Source organism: Massilia sp. Mn16-1_5 (assembly GCF_004798585.1).
In the GTDB taxonomy this organism is placed as follows: Bacteria; Pseudomonadota; Gammaproteobacteria; order Burkholderiales; family Burkholderiaceae_D; genus Telluria.
Window position 1 is genome coordinate 32,364 of sequence record NZ_PPXQ01000024.1, and the last position, 16,980, is coordinate 49,343.

General features: G+C 66.1%; 17 protein-coding genes. 12 read left to right on the top strand and 5 right to left on the bottom strand.

Annotated features, from left to right (window positions below; genetic code table 11):
• Positions 1–41 precede the first annotated feature (41 nt).
• Positions 42–2,123 (bottom strand): ATP-dependent helicase, encoded by a 2,082-nt coding sequence (locus tag C2862_RS22440; RefSeq protein WP_136222840.1) that lies wholly within the window; start codon positions 2,121–2,123, stop codon positions 42–44.
• A 441-nt stretch (positions 2,124–2,564) separates the two neighbouring features.
• The gene (locus C2862_RS22445) at positions 2,565–2,780 is read right to left on the bottom strand and encodes a hypothetical protein (RefSeq protein WP_136222842.1); all 216 of its coding nucleotides are present in this window, start codon (positions 2,778–2,780) and stop codon (positions 2,565–2,567) included.
• Positions 2,781–2,959: 179 nt separating this feature from the next.
• Here C2862_RS22445 and C2862_RS25400 point away from each other — a divergent pair, with 179 nt between their 5' ends.
• The 8 genes from C2862_RS25400 to C2862_RS22480 all read left to right on the top strand — a co-directional run bounded on the left by C2862_RS25400 (position 2,960) and on the right by C2862_RS22480 (position 9,268).
• Positions 2,960–3,136 (top strand): hypothetical protein, encoded by a 177-nt coding sequence (locus tag C2862_RS25400; protein WP_168710146.1) that lies wholly within the window; start codon positions 2,960–2,962, stop codon positions 3,134–3,136.
• 62 nt (positions 3,137–3,198) lie between these two features.
• Positions 3,199–3,783, top strand: a complete 585-nt coding sequence (locus C2862_RS22450) for a chromate transporter (protein WP_136222844.1) — start codon at positions 3,199–3,201, stop codon at positions 3,781–3,783.
• Complete coding sequence (locus C2862_RS22455) at positions 3,780–4,364, top strand: chromate transporter (RefSeq protein WP_136222846.1); 585 nt, start codon at positions 3,780–3,782, stop codon at positions 4,362–4,364. The genes C2862_RS22450 and C2862_RS22455 overlap by 4 nt, the downstream gene beginning before the upstream one ends.
• A gap of 61 nt (positions 4,365–4,425) precedes the next feature.
• Positions 4,426–5,274, top strand: a complete 849-nt coding sequence (gene fghA / locus C2862_RS22460) for an S-formylglutathione hydrolase (protein WP_136222848.1) — start codon at positions 4,426–4,428, stop codon at positions 5,272–5,274.
• A gap of 203 nt (positions 5,275–5,477) precedes the next feature.
• Entirely contained in the window at positions 5,478–5,951 is a 474-nt protein-coding gene (locus tag C2862_RS22465) for an Hsp20/alpha crystallin family protein (protein ID WP_136222850.1), read from the top strand.
• 54 nt (positions 5,952–6,005) lie between these two features.
• Entirely contained in the window at positions 6,006–6,698 is a 693-nt protein-coding gene (locus tag C2862_RS22470; RefSeq protein WP_136222852.1) for a phosphoribosyltransferase, read from the top strand.
• A gap of 25 nt (positions 6,699–6,723) precedes the next feature.
• On the top strand, positions 6,724–7,923 hold the full coding sequence (locus tag C2862_RS22475; RefSeq protein ID WP_136222854.1) for an SRPBCC family protein: 1,200 nt from the start codon (positions 6,724–6,726) through the stop codon (positions 7,921–7,923).
• 4 nt (positions 7,924–7,927) lie between these two features.
• Positions 7,928–9,268 (top strand): erythromycin esterase family protein, encoded by a 1,341-nt coding sequence (locus C2862_RS22480; protein WP_136222856.1) that lies wholly within the window; start codon positions 7,928–7,930, stop codon positions 9,266–9,268.
• Between the two features lie 39 nt (positions 9,269–9,307).
• On the opposite strand, the gene C2862_RS25840 is transcribed toward C2862_RS22480, so the two are convergent.
• Both C2862_RS25840 and C2862_RS22485 read right to left on the bottom strand, forming a co-directional pair.
• On the bottom strand, positions 9,308–9,478 hold the full coding sequence (locus C2862_RS25840; protein ID WP_229467557.1) for a zinc ribbon domain-containing protein: 171 nt from the start codon (positions 9,476–9,478) through the stop codon (positions 9,308–9,310).
• A gap of 1 nt (position 9,479) precedes the next feature.
• Positions 9,480–9,953, bottom strand: coding sequence for a hypothetical protein (locus tag C2862_RS22485; RefSeq protein WP_229467558.1), 474 nt, complete (start codon positions 9,951–9,953; stop codon positions 9,480–9,482).
• A gap of 255 nt (positions 9,954–10,208) precedes the next feature.
• Here C2862_RS22485 and C2862_RS22490 point away from each other — a divergent pair, with 255 nt between their 5' ends.
• Together C2862_RS22490 and C2862_RS22495 are read left to right on the top strand one after the other, a co-directional pair.
• Positions 10,209–10,697: a (2Fe-2S)-binding protein gene (locus tag C2862_RS22490; RefSeq protein ID WP_136222858.1), complete on the top strand. Its 489-nt coding sequence runs from the start codon at positions 10,209–10,211 to the stop codon at positions 10,695–10,697.
• A complete protein-coding gene (locus tag C2862_RS22495; protein ID WP_136222860.1) occupies positions 10,694–12,928 on the top strand; it encodes a molybdopterin cofactor-binding domain-containing protein in 2,235 nt (744 codons plus the stop codon). Before C2862_RS22490 ends, C2862_RS22495 begins: the two co-directional genes overlap by 4 nt.
• 40 nt (positions 12,929–12,968) lie before the next feature.
• Here the strand turns inward: C2862_RS22495 and C2862_RS22500 are convergent, their stop codons facing one another.
• Entirely contained in the window at positions 12,969–13,316 is a 348-nt protein-coding gene (locus tag C2862_RS22500; RefSeq protein WP_136222862.1) for a hypothetical protein, read from the bottom strand.
• Between the two features lie 253 nt (positions 13,317–13,569).
• Here C2862_RS22500 and C2862_RS22505 point away from each other — a divergent pair, with 253 nt between their 5' ends.
• On the top strand, positions 13,570–14,733 hold the full coding sequence (locus C2862_RS22505) for a pyridoxal phosphate-dependent aminotransferase (RefSeq protein ID WP_136222864.1): 1,164 nt from the start codon (positions 13,570–13,572) through the stop codon (positions 14,731–14,733).
• Entirely contained in the window at positions 14,733–16,979 is a 2,247-nt protein-coding gene (locus tag C2862_RS22510) for an ATP-binding protein (RefSeq protein ID WP_136222866.1), read from the top strand. The genes C2862_RS22505 and C2862_RS22510 overlap by 1 nt, the downstream gene beginning before the upstream one ends.
• Position 16,980 lies beyond the last annotated feature (1 nt).

Here is a 16,980-nt window from a genome sequence, read left to right on the forward strand (position 1 = left end):
TACAACGGGGGATAAGTCAGCCTTGTCACCCCTGCGCTCGCTTATTTCCATGCATTCCTGGCCCGATCGCGCACCAGCATCCTGACGCTATCGGGCATCGGCTTTTTCAGCTGCGCCTTGTCGGCCGTAATCCAGACGCACTCCTCGAAATGCTTGAGCATGGCGGGCGTCAGGAAGCGCGTGCGCGAGGCATACACGTGGCGGTCGCCCATTTGCGCCTGCTGCTTGATGAAGAAGCGGTTCGGCACCACCAGGTGCAGGTGTTCCTTGGCGCGCGTCATGGCCACATACAGCAGGCGCCGCTCTTCCTCGATTTCCTCGGCGCTGCCGGTGCTCATGTCCGAGGGAATGCAGCCGTCGACGACGTTCAGGACGTGCACCGACTTCCACTCCTGCCCCTTGCTCGAATGGATGGTCGACAGGATCAGGTAATCCTCGTCCAGCAGCGGCGGGCCGGCGCGGTCGCTGGTCGCCTCCGGTGGATCGAGCGTGATCTCGGCCAGGAAGTGTTCGCGGCTGCCGTGGCCGGCGGCGAGCTGGGCCAGCTGGGCGACGTCGGCCGCGCGCACCGCGGCATCGTCGTGCAGGCGTTCCAGGTGCGGCTGGTACCAGTCGCGCACCAGTTCGATGTCCGCCGGCCAGCGCAGCCCAGGCCTGCGCAGTCTCCGGTACAGGGTAACGAATTCCTGCCAGTCGCCCTGGCTCTTTCCCGGCGGAGTAAAGGCTTCGACGGCATCGAGCGCTTCCGGCGCCTCGGCCACCGCGTCGAGCAGGCGCGTGGCGGTGGCCGGGCCGATGCCGGGAATCAGCTGCAGCACCCGGAAACCGGCCATCCGCCCGTTCGGATTCTGGGCGAAGCGCAGCACGGCCAGCACGTCCTTGATATGCGAGGCTTCCAGGAATTTCAGGCCGCCGAACTTGACGAAGGGGATGTTCCGGCGCATCAGTTCGAGTTCCAGCGCCGCGCTGTGGCTGGCCGCGCGGAACAGCACGGCCTGGGTCGTGAGCTTGATGCCGGCCTCGCGGTGCTCGAGGATGCGGTTGCAGACCCAGCGCGCCTGTTCGGCTTCGTCGGGAATCAGCACCATCTGCGGCAGCTGGGTCGCCACCTTGTCCGTCCACAGCGTCTTCGCATGGCGCTCGAGCGCGGCCGCAATCACCGCGTTCGAGGCGTCGAGGATGGGCTGCGTGGAGCGGTAGTTGCGGTCCAGCGTGATCACCTCGGCCGGCTGGCTGAACTGGCGCGGGAAATCGAGGATGTTGCGCACCGTCGCGCCGCGGAAGGAATAGATCGACTGGGCGTCGTCGCCGACCACCATCACGCCTTTTCCGTCCGGCTTCATCCCACTGATGATGGCGGCCTGCAGCCGGTTGGTGTCCTGGTACTCGTCGACCAGCACGTGGTCGAACAGGGAACCGATCTCGGGACCGAGTTCCGGGTCCGAGGCCATCTCGGCCCAGAACAGCAGCAGGTCGTCGTAGTCGAGCACGTTCTGCTCCTGCTTGGCGTCGACATAGGCGCCGAACAGGCGCTTCAGGTCCGCTTCCCATTCCACGCACCAGGGAAAGGTACTTTGCAAGACCTGGTCCAGCGGTTCGCGCGCGTTCACGACCCGCGAATAAATCGACAGGCAGGTGCCCTTCAGCGGGAAGCGCTTGGCGGTCTGGGTCAGGCCGATCTCGTGGCGCACCAGGCCCATCAGGTCTTCGGAATCGCCGCGGTCGTGGATCGTGAAGGATTCGTCGAGGCCGATGTGGCCGGAAAACTCGCGCAGCAGGCGCGCGCCGATGCTGTGGAAGGTGCCGGCCCAGGGCAGGGTTGGCGTCCCGGCGCTGCTGCTCTTCAGGATGCGCTGCAGCACGTTGCCCGCACGCTGTGTCATCTCGTTGGCGGCGCGCCGCGAAAAGGTCAATAACAGGATCCGCTGCGGATCGGCGCCCGACAGGATCAGGCGCGCCACCCGGTGCGCCAGCGTATTGGTCTTGCCGGAACCGGCGCCCGCCACGACCAGCAAGGGGCGGCTGTTTTCCGCACCGATGTCATGCTCGACTGCCGCGCGCTGCTCGGGGTTGAGACTGGCGAAAGGATCATCAATAGGGGGAACGGCTGCGGCAACGGACATGAGCAAATGGCAAGGAGCAAATAACGCAACTGTACATTTGTCCAGTAAGGCTCAGCAAGCCTATTTTGCACTCGGCCATTTGTACCTTGTGGCAAAAAAGTTGCGAAAGCGTAGAGAGAACTTCGTGTACTACGCGATCCTCACGGGCTAAGTAGCCGTAACTAAAGAACTTTTCCGGATATCCACAAAGTCTGTGAATAACTTTGTGGAAAAGGCGGGACTTGACAGCCCGAAATGCTGTCCGCATGCGGCTTACAACAACTTGCCCATTCGACGGGCAGCGTCGAACCCACTAAAAATCAATGACTTGCGAGATCATGTGCACAACCATCCCGAATACGGTCAAAGATAAAAAAAAGAAATTAATGTGCATAAGCGCAGCGCATGTTTTGCAACAAACGTGCAGTTTTGACATCGAAAAGAGCTAACGTCCGGAAACATTCAAGAGCGGGAACGGCGCCGGTGCGGTTCCAGCAGCACGCGTTCGATGACGGCGGCACCGATATCGCGCCGGCGCAGGTATTCGACGGCGGACATCGTATTCATGCTGCCCTGTACTGCGATGCCGGCGTCGACGATACGGCGCTGGCGCAGGTTGGTACGGGCTTCTTCCACGGTCGCCAGCTCGGCCGTTTGTTCGCTTGGCGCTTGCTCCATCCTGACCTCGTCTTGTCGGGTTGAATTTTCCTAAGGAGTATTCATCAATACAAGACAATGTCAATGTCAACTTCCTATCGAAAAGTGTAAAAAATCGAAATAGTCGCTCGGCAAGAGAGCGCCGCCATGGAAACGATCGTCCTAGAATGGCCGTGCTCAATTCCACCTGCGAGGCATCCATGGCGACGACGAACGAACCCGACCTGAATCCCGGCGACGAAGCCTCTCCCGGCACGCCCGGGGCCGGCGAAGACGTATGCGAGGCCTGCTCGGGCAGCGGCAAACTGGCCGACGGCAAGTCCTGCCCCCAATGCGGCGGCAGCGGCCGCGTGATGCGTGGGATCGGCGGCGGCTGAATACGGGAAATCACGGATGAGCCTTCCGTGACAGGAAGACGTACGGGCGCGATAATGGCGGGATGACTGCACCGCTTCGTATCGATCATCCGCCCGACCGGCCACGCCCCACTTCCCTGCCCGACCTGTTCGTCGCCTTTACCGTCCTGGCCCTGCAAGGCTTCGGCGGCGTGCTGGCGATCGTCCAGCGCGAACTCGTCGAGCGCAAGCGCTGGCTGACCCAGGACGAATTCATCGAGGACTGGGCGGTGGCCCAGATCATGCCGGGGCCGAACGTGGTCAACCTGTCGATGATGATCGGGGCGCGCTATTTCGGCCTGCGCGGCGCACTCACGGCCCTGGCCGGCATGCTGGCCGTGCCGCTGGTGCTGATCCTGCTGCTGGCCATCCTGCATGCAGGCTTCGCCGACAACACCTACGTCGCGGGCGCCCTGCGCGGCATGGCGGCTGTTTCCGCCGGGCTGATCGCGGCGGCCGGGCTCAAGCTATCGAGCGCATTGGCGCGCAGTCCCGTACCCCTGCCCTGGTGCCTGGCCATCGTGGCCGTCGGCTTCGTGCTGGTCGCCCTGCTGAAATTCCCGCTGGCCTATGTGCTGCTTGCGCTTGGCAGCCTGGGCTGCATTCTCGCCTACAGGGAGCTGCGATGAACGGCGCGATCCAGATCACCCTGAGCTGGCACGACTGGCTGAACCTGTTCGGCCACTACCTGCTGCTGTCGCTGATGTCGATCGGCGGCGCCATTTCGACCACTTCGGAAATGCATCGCTTCCTGGTCGAACAGCACGGCTGGCTGACCCAGGCCCAGTTCAACGAATCGATCGCGCTGGCCCAGGCCGCGCCCGGCCCGAACGTGCTGTTCGTGGCACTGATGGGCTGGAAGGTGGGCATGAACGCCGGCAGCACGGCGGCCGCCGTGCTCGGCGTGGCGACGACCATGATCGGCATCCTGCTGCCCTCGACCATCTTTACTTACCAGGTCGCGCAATGGGGCCACCGCAATCGCGAGCTGCGCGCGGTGCGTGCCTTCAAGCAGGGCATGGCGCCGGTCGTGATCGCCCTGCTGCTGTCGACAAGCTGGATCCTCGCGAGTTCGGCGGGAGCCGGTGCCGAGCACTGGCCGCTGTGGCTGCTCGCGCTGGCGAGCTGTATCGTCATCTGGCGCACGAAACTGCATCTGTTATGGGTACTGGGTGCCGGCGCGCTACTGGGAGCACTTGGTTACGTCTGAGACAGTGCGTCTCGCTTGCTGAACTGGCATACTTGTGCTCATCACCACAGGGGACCCTTCCATGACCACACTGATCAGCGAGCACGCCAGTTTCGGCGGCGTCCAGCGTTTCTACCAGCATGATTCGAGCGCGATCGGCCTGCCGATGCGCTTTTCCGTCTACCTGCCGCCCGGCCACGAGGGCAAGCGCCTGCCGGTGCTGTTCTACCTGGCCGGCCTGACCTGCACCGAAGAGACCTTCGCCATCAAGGCCGGCGCGCAACGCGTCGCGGCCGAACTGGGCCTGATCGTCGTCGCGCCCGACACCAGCCCGCGCGGCGCCGGCGTGCCCGGCGAGAGCGACAGCTGGGATTTCGGTGTCGGCGCCGGTTTCTATCTCGACGCCACCCAGGAACCCTGGGCGCACCACTATCGCATGTCGAGCTACATCCTCGAACTGCGCGAACTGGTGCTGCGCGAATTTGGCGCCGACGAGGCCCGCTGCGGCATCTTCGGCCACTCGATGGGCGGGCACGGGGCCCTGGTGCTGGCCATGCGCCACCCGGACCTGTTCCGCTCCGTCTCCGCCTTTGCCCCGATCGCCGCGCCGAGCCGCTGCCCCTGGGGCGAAAAAGCCTTCGGCGGCTACCTCGGCACGGACCGCAAGGGCTGGGCCGACTGGGACGCGACCGAACTCGTCAGCAAGGGGCCGGTGCGCTTCCCGGCGGGCATCCTCGTCGACCAGGGCCTGGCCGACAAGTTCCTGCCCGACCAGCTCAATCCACACCTGTTCGAGGAGGCCTGCCGCGTCGCCGGCCAGCCCCTGACCCTGCGCCGCCACGAAGGCTATGACCACGGCTATTACTTCATCGCCAGCTTCGTCGAAGACCACCTGCGCTTCCATTCCAGCCAGCTGAGCCAGCTCGCCTAGCCCTCTGTTTACCGACCGCCGGAACCGCTTTCGGTTCCGGCTGCCTGCACCTTTTCTGCCCTCTCGCAAAGCCGCCGCAACGTACCCGCGCGCGCCTCTGTCCTACCCTTGAAAACGCCTTCACGCTGCCCTATAAAAAAGGTGCGGCGCCATGCCGCGCCTGCTCATGTGTAACAACATCGTGTTGAGAAAGGAGGCTTACCATGAATCTCGTCAGGAGAGGAACGACGCCCCTGTCGGCCTACCGCCCTGGCACGGTCGAGGACGGGTTTGGCCGCCTCGTGGAAAGCATGTTCGAGGACTTCTTCGCACCCATGGCCCTGAACGCCGGACGCCGCCTCGACGAAGGCACGGGCGTACCGCGCCTGGACCTGGTGGAAACCGACCAGGCCTACGAACTGCAGGCCGAGATGCCGGGCGTCGAGAAGGAAGACCTGAAGGTCGCGATCGACCACCAGCGCGTCACCATCGAAGGAGAATGCCGCAAGGCAAACGAGCGGCGCGAGGGCGAAAACGTGGTGTATTCTGAACGTTCAGCACGCAAGTTCATGCGCAGCTTTACCTTGCCTTCCGAGGTCGACGATGCGGCCGCGCAGGCGAAACTGGAGAACGGCGTGCTGCACCTGACGCTGCCGAAGAAACAGGGCAGCACGGTGCGGCGTATCGATATCCAGTGACCTGCCTGGCATAGCCGCGGCAGCGTGACGCGTGTGCATGTCAGGATGATCGCGATGACGGAGGTACGCCGTTTCAGGAATCGCGCGCAGGCCGGCAAGCTGCTGGCAAAAGCGCTTGGCGCCTATGCGCACCAGCCGGATGCGATCGTGCTTGCGCTGCCGCGCGGCGGCGTGCCGGTGGCTTTCGCCGTCGCCATGACGCTCGGGCTCACGCTCGACATCCTGCTGGTGCGCAAACTGGGGCTGCCTTACCAGCCCGAGTACGCGATCGGCGCTGTCGGCAGCGGCGGCGTGCGCGTCCTGCAGGCGGGCGTGCCCGGCCTGATGGGCGTGACGCAGGAACAGCTCGACGCCATCACGGCGCGCGAGCTGCTCGAAATCGAGCGCCGTACCCGCCTCTACCGGGGCGGGCGGGCGCAGCCGGTACTGGCGGACCGCACGGTGATCATCGTCGACGACGGGATCGCCACCGGTTCGACGGTGCTGGCAGCGGTACAGGTCGCACGCGGGCATGGTGCCCGGCGCGTGGTCGTGGCCGCACCGGTCGCCCCGCCCGACACGCTCGACGCGTTGCAGGCGGTGGCCGACGAAGTGATTTGCCTGGCGACGCCGCCGCAGTTTCGCGCGGTGAGCCAGTGGTACGACACGTTCGACCAGACGAGCGACGAGGAAGTGCAGGACTTGCTGGCGATGGCCTGGCGGACCCAGGCCGATCGCCCGCTCCAGATGCAAAGAAGCCGCAACTAAAGCCTACTAAAGGAGAGGACGGAACATGAGATACCCCACCACCACCGAGCGCAATATCGAAGCAGCCGATCTCGCCAAGCTGCTGGGCGGCGCCGCCGCCGGCGCCCTGCTGATGTACATGCTCGACCCCGACCGCGGCAGCGCACGGCGCGCCACCTCGACCACGGCGCTGCGCAACGCGGGCTCGCGCACCGGCAGTGCGCTCGGCAATGCCTGGCACGGCATTGGCGAGCGCATCGGACTGGCCGCCCACCAGGCGAGCGAGGCCGCCGGCGACCTGATCGACGACGCCCGCAAGACCGGCGGCAAATACCTGGACGAAGCCAGCTCGCGCACCCGCGACTACCTCGACGAAGCGGGTTCGCGCGCCGACCGCATGCTCGAATCGGCCAAGCCGAACGGCTCGGCTCGCCGCAGCTATGACGACGCCATGGACAGCGCCTCGCGCATGCTCGACGATGCCTCCAGCAGCGTCGGCGCCGCCACCTCGCGCTATGCCCGCATGGCCAGCCAGGCCGCCGGCAGCGCCGCGCGCGCCCTGCACCTCGACAACCGCGAAGACTTGTCCTCGCTGCTGCGCAACCCGGCCGTGGTCGGCGGCGGCCTGCTCGGCCTGATCGGGCTGTTCCGCCGCTCGCCGGTCGCGGCTGCGGTGGCACTCGGTGCGGTGGCGCTGGCGGCGCGCAGCGGCGGCACGGGCGGCTCCATGCTCTCGAACCTGCTGGGCGGCGGACGCGGACAGAGCATCGATCTCGAAAAGAGCATCCGCATCGACGCCTCGCCCGACGAGGTCTACGACATGTGGAGCAAGTACGAGAACTTCCCGCGCTTCATGTCGCACGTGATCGAAGTGCGCGACATCGGCCGCCGCCGCTCGCACTGGGTCGTGCAGGGTCCGGCCGGTACCCAGTTCGAATTCGACTCCATGCTCACCGAGCAAGTAAAGAACCGGCGCCTGGCCTGGCGCAGCGAACCTGGCGCGGAGATTCCGAACTCGGGCTCGGTCGAATTCGAACCCTACCGCGGCGGCACGCGCGTCACGGTGCGCTTCTCGTACTCGCCGCCAGCGGGCGCGGTCGGCCACGGCCTGGCCGCCCTGCTCGGCTCCGATCCGAAGCGCCAGATGGACGACGACCTCGCGCGCATGAAGCACTTCATCGAGCGTGGCGCCATTCCGCACGACGCCGCCCAGCGCGAGAAGTCTGGCAGCCGCTTCCTGCATTGACGCCATGACGGCCGCGATCGACATCAGCGCGGCCGCCCTGGCGGCTGCCGCCCGTCCGCTCAACGGCGGACCGGGCGACTACGACGCCCTGATGAACCTCGTGGGCGACGCTCGCTTCGTCCTGATCGGCGAAGCAACCCACGGCACCCACGAGTTCTACGAAGAACGGGCGCGCATCACCCAGCGCCTGATCCGCGAAAAGGGATTCACCGCGGTGGCGGTCGAGGCCGACTGGCCCGACGCCTACCGCGTCAACCGCTACGTGCGCGGCGAAGGCAGTGACGCCGACGCCAACGCCGCCCTGTCCGGCTTCGAGCGTTTTCCCGCCTGGATGTGGCGCAACACCGACGTCGCCAACTTCGTCGACTGGCTGCGCACCCACAATGCCGGCGTCAAGGCCGGACCGAAGGTCGGCTTCTACGGACTCGACCTGTACAGCCTGTTCACCTCGGTGCGTGAGGTGCTCAATTATCTGGAGCAGGTCGACCCGGTGGCGGCCGAGGAAGCGCGGCGCCGCTACGCCTGCTTCGACCATTACGGCGAAGACAGCCAGCACTACGGCTACGCCACCGGCGTCGGACTGTCCGAATCCTGCCAGCAAGGGGTACTGACCCAGCTGCAGGAACTGCAGCAGCGCGCCTTCGACTACATGCAGGCCGACGGCGCCTCGAGCGAGGATGCTTTCTTCTACGCCCAGCAGAACGCGCGCCTCGTGAAAAATGCCGAGGAATACTACCGCACCATGTTTCGCGGCCGCGTGTCCTCATGGAACCTGCGCGACAGCCACATGGCCGAAACCCTGGACGCGCTCGCACGCCACCTCTCCAAGGACGGCACGCCGGCCAAGATCGTCATCTGGGAACACAACTCGCACATCGGCGACGCCCGCGCGACCTACATGGGCAATCTGGGCGAATGGAATGTCGGCGAGCTGGCGCGCAAAGCTTACCCCGGGCAGACCTGCCTGGTCGGCTTTTCCACCTACGAAGGTCACGTCACGGCCGCGTCCGAATGGGACGGGCCGGCCGAGCGCAAGCGCGTACGTCCCGGCATGCCTGGCAGCTACGAGGAACTGCTGCACCACGTCGGCGTGCCACGCTTCTACCTGAACTTGCGCGACGAGAGTCCCGCCCGCCGCCTGCTGCTCGAGCGGCGCCTGGAACGGGCCATCGGCGTGCTCTACCTGCCGCGCAGCGAACGCCAGAGCCATTACTTCGATGCCCAGCTGGCCCAGCAGTTCGACGCCATCATCCACATCGACAAGACCGAAGCCCTGGTGCCGCTCGATGCGACCAGCGGCTGGCATTCGGGCGAACCGCCGGAGACGTATCCAGAGGGGATTTAATTCGTAGATGTAGGGTGGACGGCTTCGCCGTCCACGCGTTTACTGCCGCTCGCCACACTCCGTACAGAACTTGGTCCCCGGCTGCAGCATCGTCGAGCAGGCGCGGCAGGCCACCTGCTGCGCCGTCCTGTGTCCGCATTCCGGACAGAACTTGGCGCCATGGGTCTCGGCCCGGCATTGCGAGCAGACCAGCTGCATGGTCTGGGTCACGTCATGACGTCCGCCCCGGACCTGGCCTTCGAGATTCGCCTTTTCCGACGCGGCGGAGACTTCGCCCTGCGCCCGCGCCTGCGTGATCTTGACTTGCACGTTGGGGGGCGCGATCGAAGCAGAGCCCACTGGCGCCGTCGAAGCACTGGCCGCAGACGTAGTCGTGGCAATTGCCGCAGCGGTTGAAGTGCGCCTTGCCGGCGGCGACGGCTTCGGTGAAGGCTTCGTCGCGCGCCGAGTGCCAGCCGGCTTCCGCCATGCTGCCGAGCACGCTGCCGGCATTGCCCAGCAGGCCGCCGAACATGTTGGCGCCCTTTTGCAGCCAGCCCGAGGCCTGGGCGCTGCGATAAGGCCTGAAATGGGTGCGCCAGCGGTCGCTGCAGCGCTCGCAATAGAACTCGAACTGGAAACCGGCATCGACGCCCGTCGAATTGCTGAGGTCGCGGTAGTTGTTGGAAAACTGCATGTCGGACATACGCTGGCACTCCCGGTTAATCCAGTGCAGCGATTATAACTAGTTAGCAAAAAACACTATCAACCTTCGGTGACAAGCACACGGTCGTCGCGCCCGCACCACGATTCGCCCGTCATCGCCAGCCCGGCAAACGCGCCCTCGCTGCGCCGCTGTCGCTAGCAACAATTCTCTAACAATAATCTTTCCACAACCCACTCTCGGCCCTGCCCCTTTTTGATACGATGCACGGATTTACAGCCAGGCAAGGAAGAGCCGATGACGAAGACCACGCTGAACATCAATGGCAAGCGGCACGAGCTGGATGTCGAGCCCGACACCCCGCTGCTGTGGGCACTGCGCGACGGACTGGGACTGGTCGGCGCCAAGTACGGCTGCGGCGCGGGCCAGTGCGGCGCCTGCACCGTGCATCTCGACGGCGCCCCCACCCGTTCCTGCCTGCTGCCCGTGTCCGCCATCGGCAAGGCGAAGATCACGACCATCGAAGGCCTGCACAAGCAGCACCAGCATCCGCTGCAGCAAGCCTGGCAGGAACTCGACGTGCCGCAGTGCGGCTACTGCCAGTCGGGCCAGATCATGAGCGCCTGCGCCTTATTGAAGCAACACCCGCAGCCGACCGACGCCCAGATCGACGAAGCCATGGCCGGCAACTTGTGCCGCTGTGCGACCTATACGCGCATCCGCGCCGGCATTCACCGCGCCGCCGAGATTGCCACGGGTGCAAAAAATGGAAAGGGCAAGGCATGAACGCTCCCGCCTCTGCTTCGCGCCGCGGCTTCCTGCGCGCAGTCGGCGCCGGTGCGCTCGTTATCGGCATGGGCCCGGGCGGCGTCCTCGCCGCGCAGACCACCGGCGCCGCCAATACCGCCACCGACTTCTCGCCGAACGTCTTTATCCGCATCGGCCGCGACGGCGTCGTCACCCTGGTCTCGAAGCAGCCGGAAATCGGCCAGGGCATCAAGACCTCGCTGCCGATGGTCATTGCCGAAGAGCTGGAAATCGATTGGAAGGACGTGCGCATCGTCCAGGGCGACCTGAATCCGGCCTACGGTAGCCAGGGCGCCGGCGGCTCGACCTCGACCCCGACCAACTACAACGATTTCCATCGCCTGGGCGCGACCGCACGCACCATATTGGTGCAGGCAGCGAGCCAGGCGTGGAATGTGCCGGTGTCCGAATGCCGCGCCGCCCATGGCGCCGTCCAGCACACGCCGAGCGGACGCAAGCTCGGCTATGGCGCGCTGGTGCCCGCCGCTGCCAAGCTGCCGCTGCCGGAAGCGGCCCAGGTCCAGCTGAAGGATCCGGCCACGTATTCCCTGCTCGGCACCCGCATCGGCGGCGTCGATAACGCCGCCATCGTCAGCGGCAAGCCGCTGTTCGGCATCGACGTGCAATTGCCGGGCATGCTGTATGCGGTGTACGCAAAATGCCCGGTCTTCGGGGGCAAGCCGCTCAGTGCCAACCTGGACGCGATCAAGGCCATGCCGGGCGTGAAGGATGCCTTCATCGTCGAGGGCACGGCCAACCTGAACGGCCTGCGCCCCGGCGTGGCGATCGTCGCCACCTCGACCTGGGCCGCCTTCAAGGCGCGGCGCGCACTTGAGGTCAAGTGGGACGAGGGTGAAGGCGCCGGCCACAGCTGGGCCGATTTCGCGGCACAAGCCCGGCTTGCTGCCGGCAAGCCAGGCACGACGGTGTTGCGCCAGGACGGCGACGTGCGCGCGGCCCTCGCCGGCGCGGCGAAAACCGTGGAAGCGAGCTACACCTACCCCTTCATCTCGCACGCGAGCATGGAGCCGCAGAACTGCACGGCCTGGTTCAAGCCGGCCGACGGAACGCTGGAACTGTGGGCGCCGACCCAGAACCCGGGCGCCGGCCAGGCACTGGTCAGCAGCACTTTCGGCATGCCGAAGGAAAAGATCCTGCTGCACATTATCCGCAGCGGCGGCGGTTTCGGGCGGCGCCTGAGCTCCGACTTCATCGTCGAAGCGGCAGCTATTGCACAAAAGGTCGGCGCGCCGGTGAAGCTGACCTGGACCCGCGAAGACGATTTGCAGCACGACCATTTCCGCGCCGGCGGCTTCCACCACCTGCGCGGCGGTGTCGATGCCCAGGGCAAGCTGGTCGCCTGGCACAACCACTTCGTCACCTTCGCCAACCGCGTCGAGCGCGACGGGAAAAGCATCCTGCAGCCGGGCAGCGGCGGCAGCCTTTCGGGCGACGAATTCCCGGGACGCTGGCTGGCCAACTGCCAGCTGGAACAGACCGCCCTCGAATGCCGGATTCCGATGGGTCCCTGGCGTGCTCCGGGCAGCAATGTCTTCAGCTGGGTCTTCCACAGCTTCATCGACGAGCTGGCCCATGCAGGCGGCCGCGATCCGGTCGAGTTCCGCCTGGAACTGCTGGGCGACAAGGACATCGTGCCGGGCACCGGCGAACGCGGCCAGCCGTATAGCGTAGCGCGCATGCGCAATGTCTTGAAGGAAGTCGCCGAGAAGTCCGGCTGGGGCAAGAAGAAATTCGCGCGCGGCCAGGGCGCCGGCGTGGCCTTCCACTTCAGCCACCGCGGCTACGTCGCCGAAGTGGCCGAGGTGACGGTCTCGAAGACGGGCGAGCTGAGCGTGGACCGGGTCGTGGTGGTGACCGACATCGGCGCCCAGATCGTCAACCTGTCCGGCGCCGAGAACCAGGTGCAGGGCTCGGTCATCGACGGCCTGTCGACGCTGCTGCATCCGGAGCTGAACATCGAAGGCGGCCGCGTGGTACAAAGCAACTTTCACGAGTACAAGCTGCTGCGCATGCCGGAAACGCCGACCAGGATCGACATCCACTTCCTGAAGACCGATTATCCGGTCACGGGACTGGGCGAACCGGTACTGCCGCCGCTGGCGCCGGCGGTCTGCAATGCGATCTTCGCCGCCACCGGCAAGCGCGTGCGCGAGCTACCGCTCAGCAAGACCGACCTCAGTTGGAGCTGAGCTGGAGCTGAGCTGGAGCTGCCGGGACGCTCCCGGCCGCTTAGCTGTGTTTAGGCGTTTTCGGCGGCAGGTGCGCGGGATCGGCGTCGAAGGCGCCATTGTGTTCGAGAATGGCGGCCGCGCGTTCGAGCTGGGATGCGTCGGCCACCGTTACCGTCATCACGCACAGATCGCCCCGGTCGGCGGGCTTGAAGACGTCCTTGTAGTCGGTGCCCCCTTTGACCTCGGGCGAATCGCCGACGTAGAAATGGCTCTCGGCGGGACCGGCTTCGTCGCTGGTCACGTTGATATCGATGCCGTTGCCGTCGAAACCCTCGGCCAGCAAGCCCTTGCGCGCCGCCTCGGCGGCCTCGAAGTTGGGCAGCATGCGTACGATGTGGTGGTTCATGGTCGCTCCATTGTTGCAGTTGTGACCACCGTACCAGAAAGCCCATTCCTGCGGCGCTCGCCCGACTCGCCAAGGCGCGTAGCATGGCGGGAATTTCCGTGTGCGCCTGTTGTAACGGAACGCGCGCATTAGAGTTTCTTTGAATCCATTTGCGCTCGCGCAAAGACAAATGTTTAGTACAATCAGGAAATGTTGTGGCATGCGGAAGCCACACGGAGACACATTGTTAATCAATTATTCATAAAGCATAATAATGAAGATTTCGCAACGGATTGCCGCCTCCCGCCCCCTCGCAACGACCGCCATGCACGGCCGCGTCGAAGACTTCCGCAACGAGGGGATGGGCATCATCGATTTTTCGATCGCCATCTCCCATTTCACGCCGCCCGCCTCCGTGCTCGATGCCGTCGCGCGTGCCGTTCAGGACGAGCGCACCATGCCTTACACCGGCGTCGCCGGCGCGCTCGACGTGCGCCGCGGCCTGTGCGTCAAGCTCGAGCGCGAGAACGGCGTCCAGGCCGAGGCGAACGAAGTCATCGTCACCAACGGCGCCAAGCAGGCCCTGTACCAGGCGCTGTACGCGATGACCGACCCGGGCGACCGCGTCCTGATCTTCAAGCCGCACTGGCCGGCCTATGTCACTACCTGCCAGCTGCTGGGCCTGGTTCCGGTGCTGGTCGACCTGCCGCAAACAATCACGCCCGCCACCCTGGCTAGCTGCCCGCAGGCCGACCTGGTCATCGTCAACAACCCGCACAACCCCACCGGCAAGGTGTTTACGCGCGCGGAGCTCGAGCACCTGCGCGACTGGGTGCAGGCGCGCGACGCCCAGGTCATCGTCGACGAGAGCTACGAACACCTCAGCTTCGGGCCGGTCCACACCAGCTTCGCCGCCCTGTGCGACTGGCGCACGCTCGGCGTGGTGACGATTTTCTCGGCCTCGCAAAGCTATGCGATGATGGGCTGGCGCCTCGGCTTCGCGCTGGCCCCGAGCGCGATCGCGAGCGCGATGCAGACGCTGCAGGGCCCGATCACGGCCGCCACCTCGCACCTGGCCCAGGTGGCCACTGCCGCCGCCTTCGACTGCGGGCCGCAGCAGCACATGATCGACGAATACCGTGCGCGCCGCGACCGGGTGCTGGACATGGTGCGCGCCGTGCCCTGGCTGGACATGCGGTGCCCCGACTCCGGCCCCTACCTGTGGGGCGACGTGCGCAGCCTGACGCTCGATGCCGAAGCCTTCGCCGAAGGCCTGCTGGCCGAGGAAGGCGTGGCCATCATGCCGGGCGACGCGCTCGGCGTGCCCGGCTTCATCCGCATCGGCTACATCTGCGACGACGTCGACACCCTGGTCGAAGGCGTGCGCCGCCTGGTGGCCTTTGGCGACCGCCTGCTTGAGCAGCGGGCGGCGGCGTAATGAAACCGGGCCGCCCACTCTTCAAGCTGAACAGCCTGCGCAGCAGGCTGATGCTGCTGGTCGCGCTGGCGATCCTGCCGCTGGCCATGATGACCATCCTGGGCGGCCTGCGCGAACGCGAACAGGCGGTCGAGGCCTCGCAGGAAAACCTGCGCCGCCTGACCAACCTGGCCGCGGCCAACGAGGCGCAATCGATCGAGCGCGCGCGGCAGATCCTGGTGGATCTGGCCAGCGTACCCGACCTGATGGGCGAGACGCCGCGCTGCAATGCGCTGCTGGCGGACGTCCTGGACCGCAACGAAGGCTATGTGAACTTCGGCCTGATCCAGCTGAACGGCGACGTCACCTGCAGCGCCGTGCCCATGCTCCATCCGGTCAACCTGGGCGACCGCAGCCACTTCAAGCGCGCCATCGCCGAGCGCCGCTTCATCGCCGGCGATTATGTCTTCGGGCGTGTCATCCGGCGCCATACGATCAACCTCACCTACCCCGTGATCGACCGCGCCGGCAAGGTCGTCGCCGTCGTCTTCGCGGCGATGGACCTGGCCGGCCTCGACACCTTCGTCGCCGACATCAACCTGCCGCCCGGCTCGGTGCTGGTGACGACCGACGCCAACGGCACCATCATCTCGCGCCGCCCCGATCCGGAGCGCTGGTTTGGGCACAAGGTCTCGAACACCATGCGCGATGCGATGCGCGAATCGATGAAGGGCAGCGGCCGGCGCGCCGTGGTGGTGCGCGACGACGACGACGTCGAACGCCTGCACACCTTCGCGCGCGTGGGCGCCCCTGCCCTGTCGGACTACACGGTCACGATCGGCATCCCGGTCGACACCGTGACGGCGGGCGCGCGCCGCGCCCAGCTGATGTCGCTGATCGGCCTGGCCGCCACCACCATGCTGGCCCTGCTGGCCGCCTGGCTCGCGGGCGACGTGCTGATCGTGCAGCGCGTGCGCAAACTCATGGACACGGCGCGCCGCATCGCCGCCGGCGACCTCGATGCGCGTTCCGGCATCGCCTACGACCGCGAAGAGATCGGGCGCCTGGCCCTGGCCCTCGACGAAATGGCCGCCACCCTGCAGAAGAAGGAAGCGGCACGCGGCCTGGCCGAGCGCGAGCTGCGCGCGGCCGACCAGCGCAAGGACGAATTCCTGGCCATGCTGGCGCACGAGCTGCGCAACCCGCTGGCGCCGATCAGCACCGGGGCGCACTTGCTGAAGCTCCTCCACTCGGACAATGCGCAGATCACCCAGACCTGCGCCATCATCGCGCGCCAGGTCGAGCACATGACGGGCCTGGTGGACGACCTGCTGGACGTCTCGCGCGTCACCCGCGGCCTGGTATCGATCTCGACCCAGGTGCTCGACCTGAGGAAAGTCATCGACGATGCGGCCGAACAGATCCGGCCCCTGATCACGACCCGGCGCCACAGCGTCGTGCTCGACCTGCCGCCCGATCCGGCGACCGTGAAGGGCGACCACAAGCGCCTGGTGCAGGTGGTGGCCAACCTGCTGAACAACGCCAACAAATACACGCCCGAGGGCGGACGCATCGAACTGCACCTGCTTGAAGACGGCCCGGACTACGTGATCACCGTCAGCGACGACGGCATCGGCATGGAACCGCAGCTGGTCGCCCGCGTCTTCGACCTGTTCACCCAGGCCGAGCGCACCCCGGACCGCTCGCAGGGCGGCCTGGGCCTGGGCCTGGCGCTGGCGAAAAGCCTGGTCGAACTGCACGGCGGAACGGTGCAGGCACAGAGCCCGGGCCTGGGCCAGGGCAGCACCTTCACCGTGCGCCTGCCGCGCCACACCCAGGAAGTCCTGGCCCCGGTGGCCCAGACCAGCGGCCACACCCAGCTTGCGAAGCCCTTGAGGGTGCTGCTGGTGGACGACAACCTCGACGCCGCCCACACCCTGCAGCTGTTCCTGGCCGCCGGCGGCCACCACGTGGAGATCGCCTACTGTGCGGCCGACGCGGTGGACCTGGCGCGCGTCTTCGTCCCCGACGTCTGCCTGCTCGACATCGGCCTGCCCGACTTCGACGGCAACGAGCTGGCGCGCCGCCTGCGCCGCCTGCCGCAGGCCACCGGCGCCACCCTGATCGCGATGACCGGCTACGGCCGCCAGCAGGACCGCGACGCGGCGATGGATGCCGGTTTCGACCATTACATGGTCAAGCCCGTGGATACGGTGGAGTTGTCGGATCTGCTGGCGGAAGCGGGAGCCGAGAAGCATCCGCGTTGAT

Coding starts and splice junctions, on each gene's coding strand:
- C2862_RS22440 (WP_136222840.1), bottom strand. CDS start 2,123: ATGTCCGTTGCCGCAGCCGTTCCCCCTATTGATGATCCTTTCGCCAGT.
- C2862_RS22445 (WP_136222842.1), bottom strand. CDS start 2,780: ATGGAGCAAGCGCCAAGCGAACAAACGGCCGAGCTGGCGACCGTGGAA.
- C2862_RS25400 (WP_168710146.1), top strand. CDS start 2,960: ATGGCGACGACGAACGAACCCGACCTGAATCCCGGCGACGAAGCCTCT.
- C2862_RS22450 (WP_136222844.1), top strand. CDS start 3,199: ATGACTGCACCGCTTCGTATCGATCATCCGCCCGACCGGCCACGCCCC.
- C2862_RS22455 (WP_136222846.1), top strand. CDS start 3,780: ATGAACGGCGCGATCCAGATCACCCTGAGCTGGCACGACTGGCTGAAC.
- fghA (WP_136222848.1), top strand. CDS start 4,426: ATGACCACACTGATCAGCGAGCACGCCAGTTTCGGCGGCGTCCAGCGT.
- C2862_RS22465 (WP_136222850.1), top strand. CDS start 5,478: ATGAATCTCGTCAGGAGAGGAACGACGCCCCTGTCGGCCTACCGCCCT.
- C2862_RS22470 (WP_136222852.1), top strand. CDS start 6,006: ATGACGGAGGTACGCCGTTTCAGGAATCGCGCGCAGGCCGGCAAGCTG.
- C2862_RS22475 (WP_136222854.1), top strand. CDS start 6,724: ATGAGATACCCCACCACCACCGAGCGCAATATCGAAGCAGCCGATCTC.
- C2862_RS22480 (WP_136222856.1), top strand. CDS start 7,928: ATGACGGCCGCGATCGACATCAGCGCGGCCGCCCTGGCGGCTGCCGCC.
- C2862_RS22485 (WP_229467558.1), bottom strand. CDS start 9,953: ATGTCCGACATGCAGTTTTCCAACAACTACCGCGACCTCAGCAATTCG.
- C2862_RS22490 (WP_136222858.1), top strand. CDS start 10,209: ATGACGAAGACCACGCTGAACATCAATGGCAAGCGGCACGAGCTGGAT.
- C2862_RS22495 (WP_136222860.1), top strand. CDS start 10,694: ATGAACGCTCCCGCCTCTGCTTCGCGCCGCGGCTTCCTGCGCGCAGTC.
- C2862_RS22500 (WP_136222862.1), bottom strand. CDS start 13,316: ATGAACCACCACATCGTACGCATGCTGCCCAACTTCGAGGCCGCCGAG.
- C2862_RS22505 (WP_136222864.1), top strand. CDS start 13,570: ATGAAGATTTCGCAACGGATTGCCGCCTCCCGCCCCCTCGCAACGACC.
- C2862_RS22510 (WP_136222866.1), top strand. CDS start 14,733: ATGAAACCGGGCCGCCCACTCTTCAAGCTGAACAGCCTGCGCAGCAGG.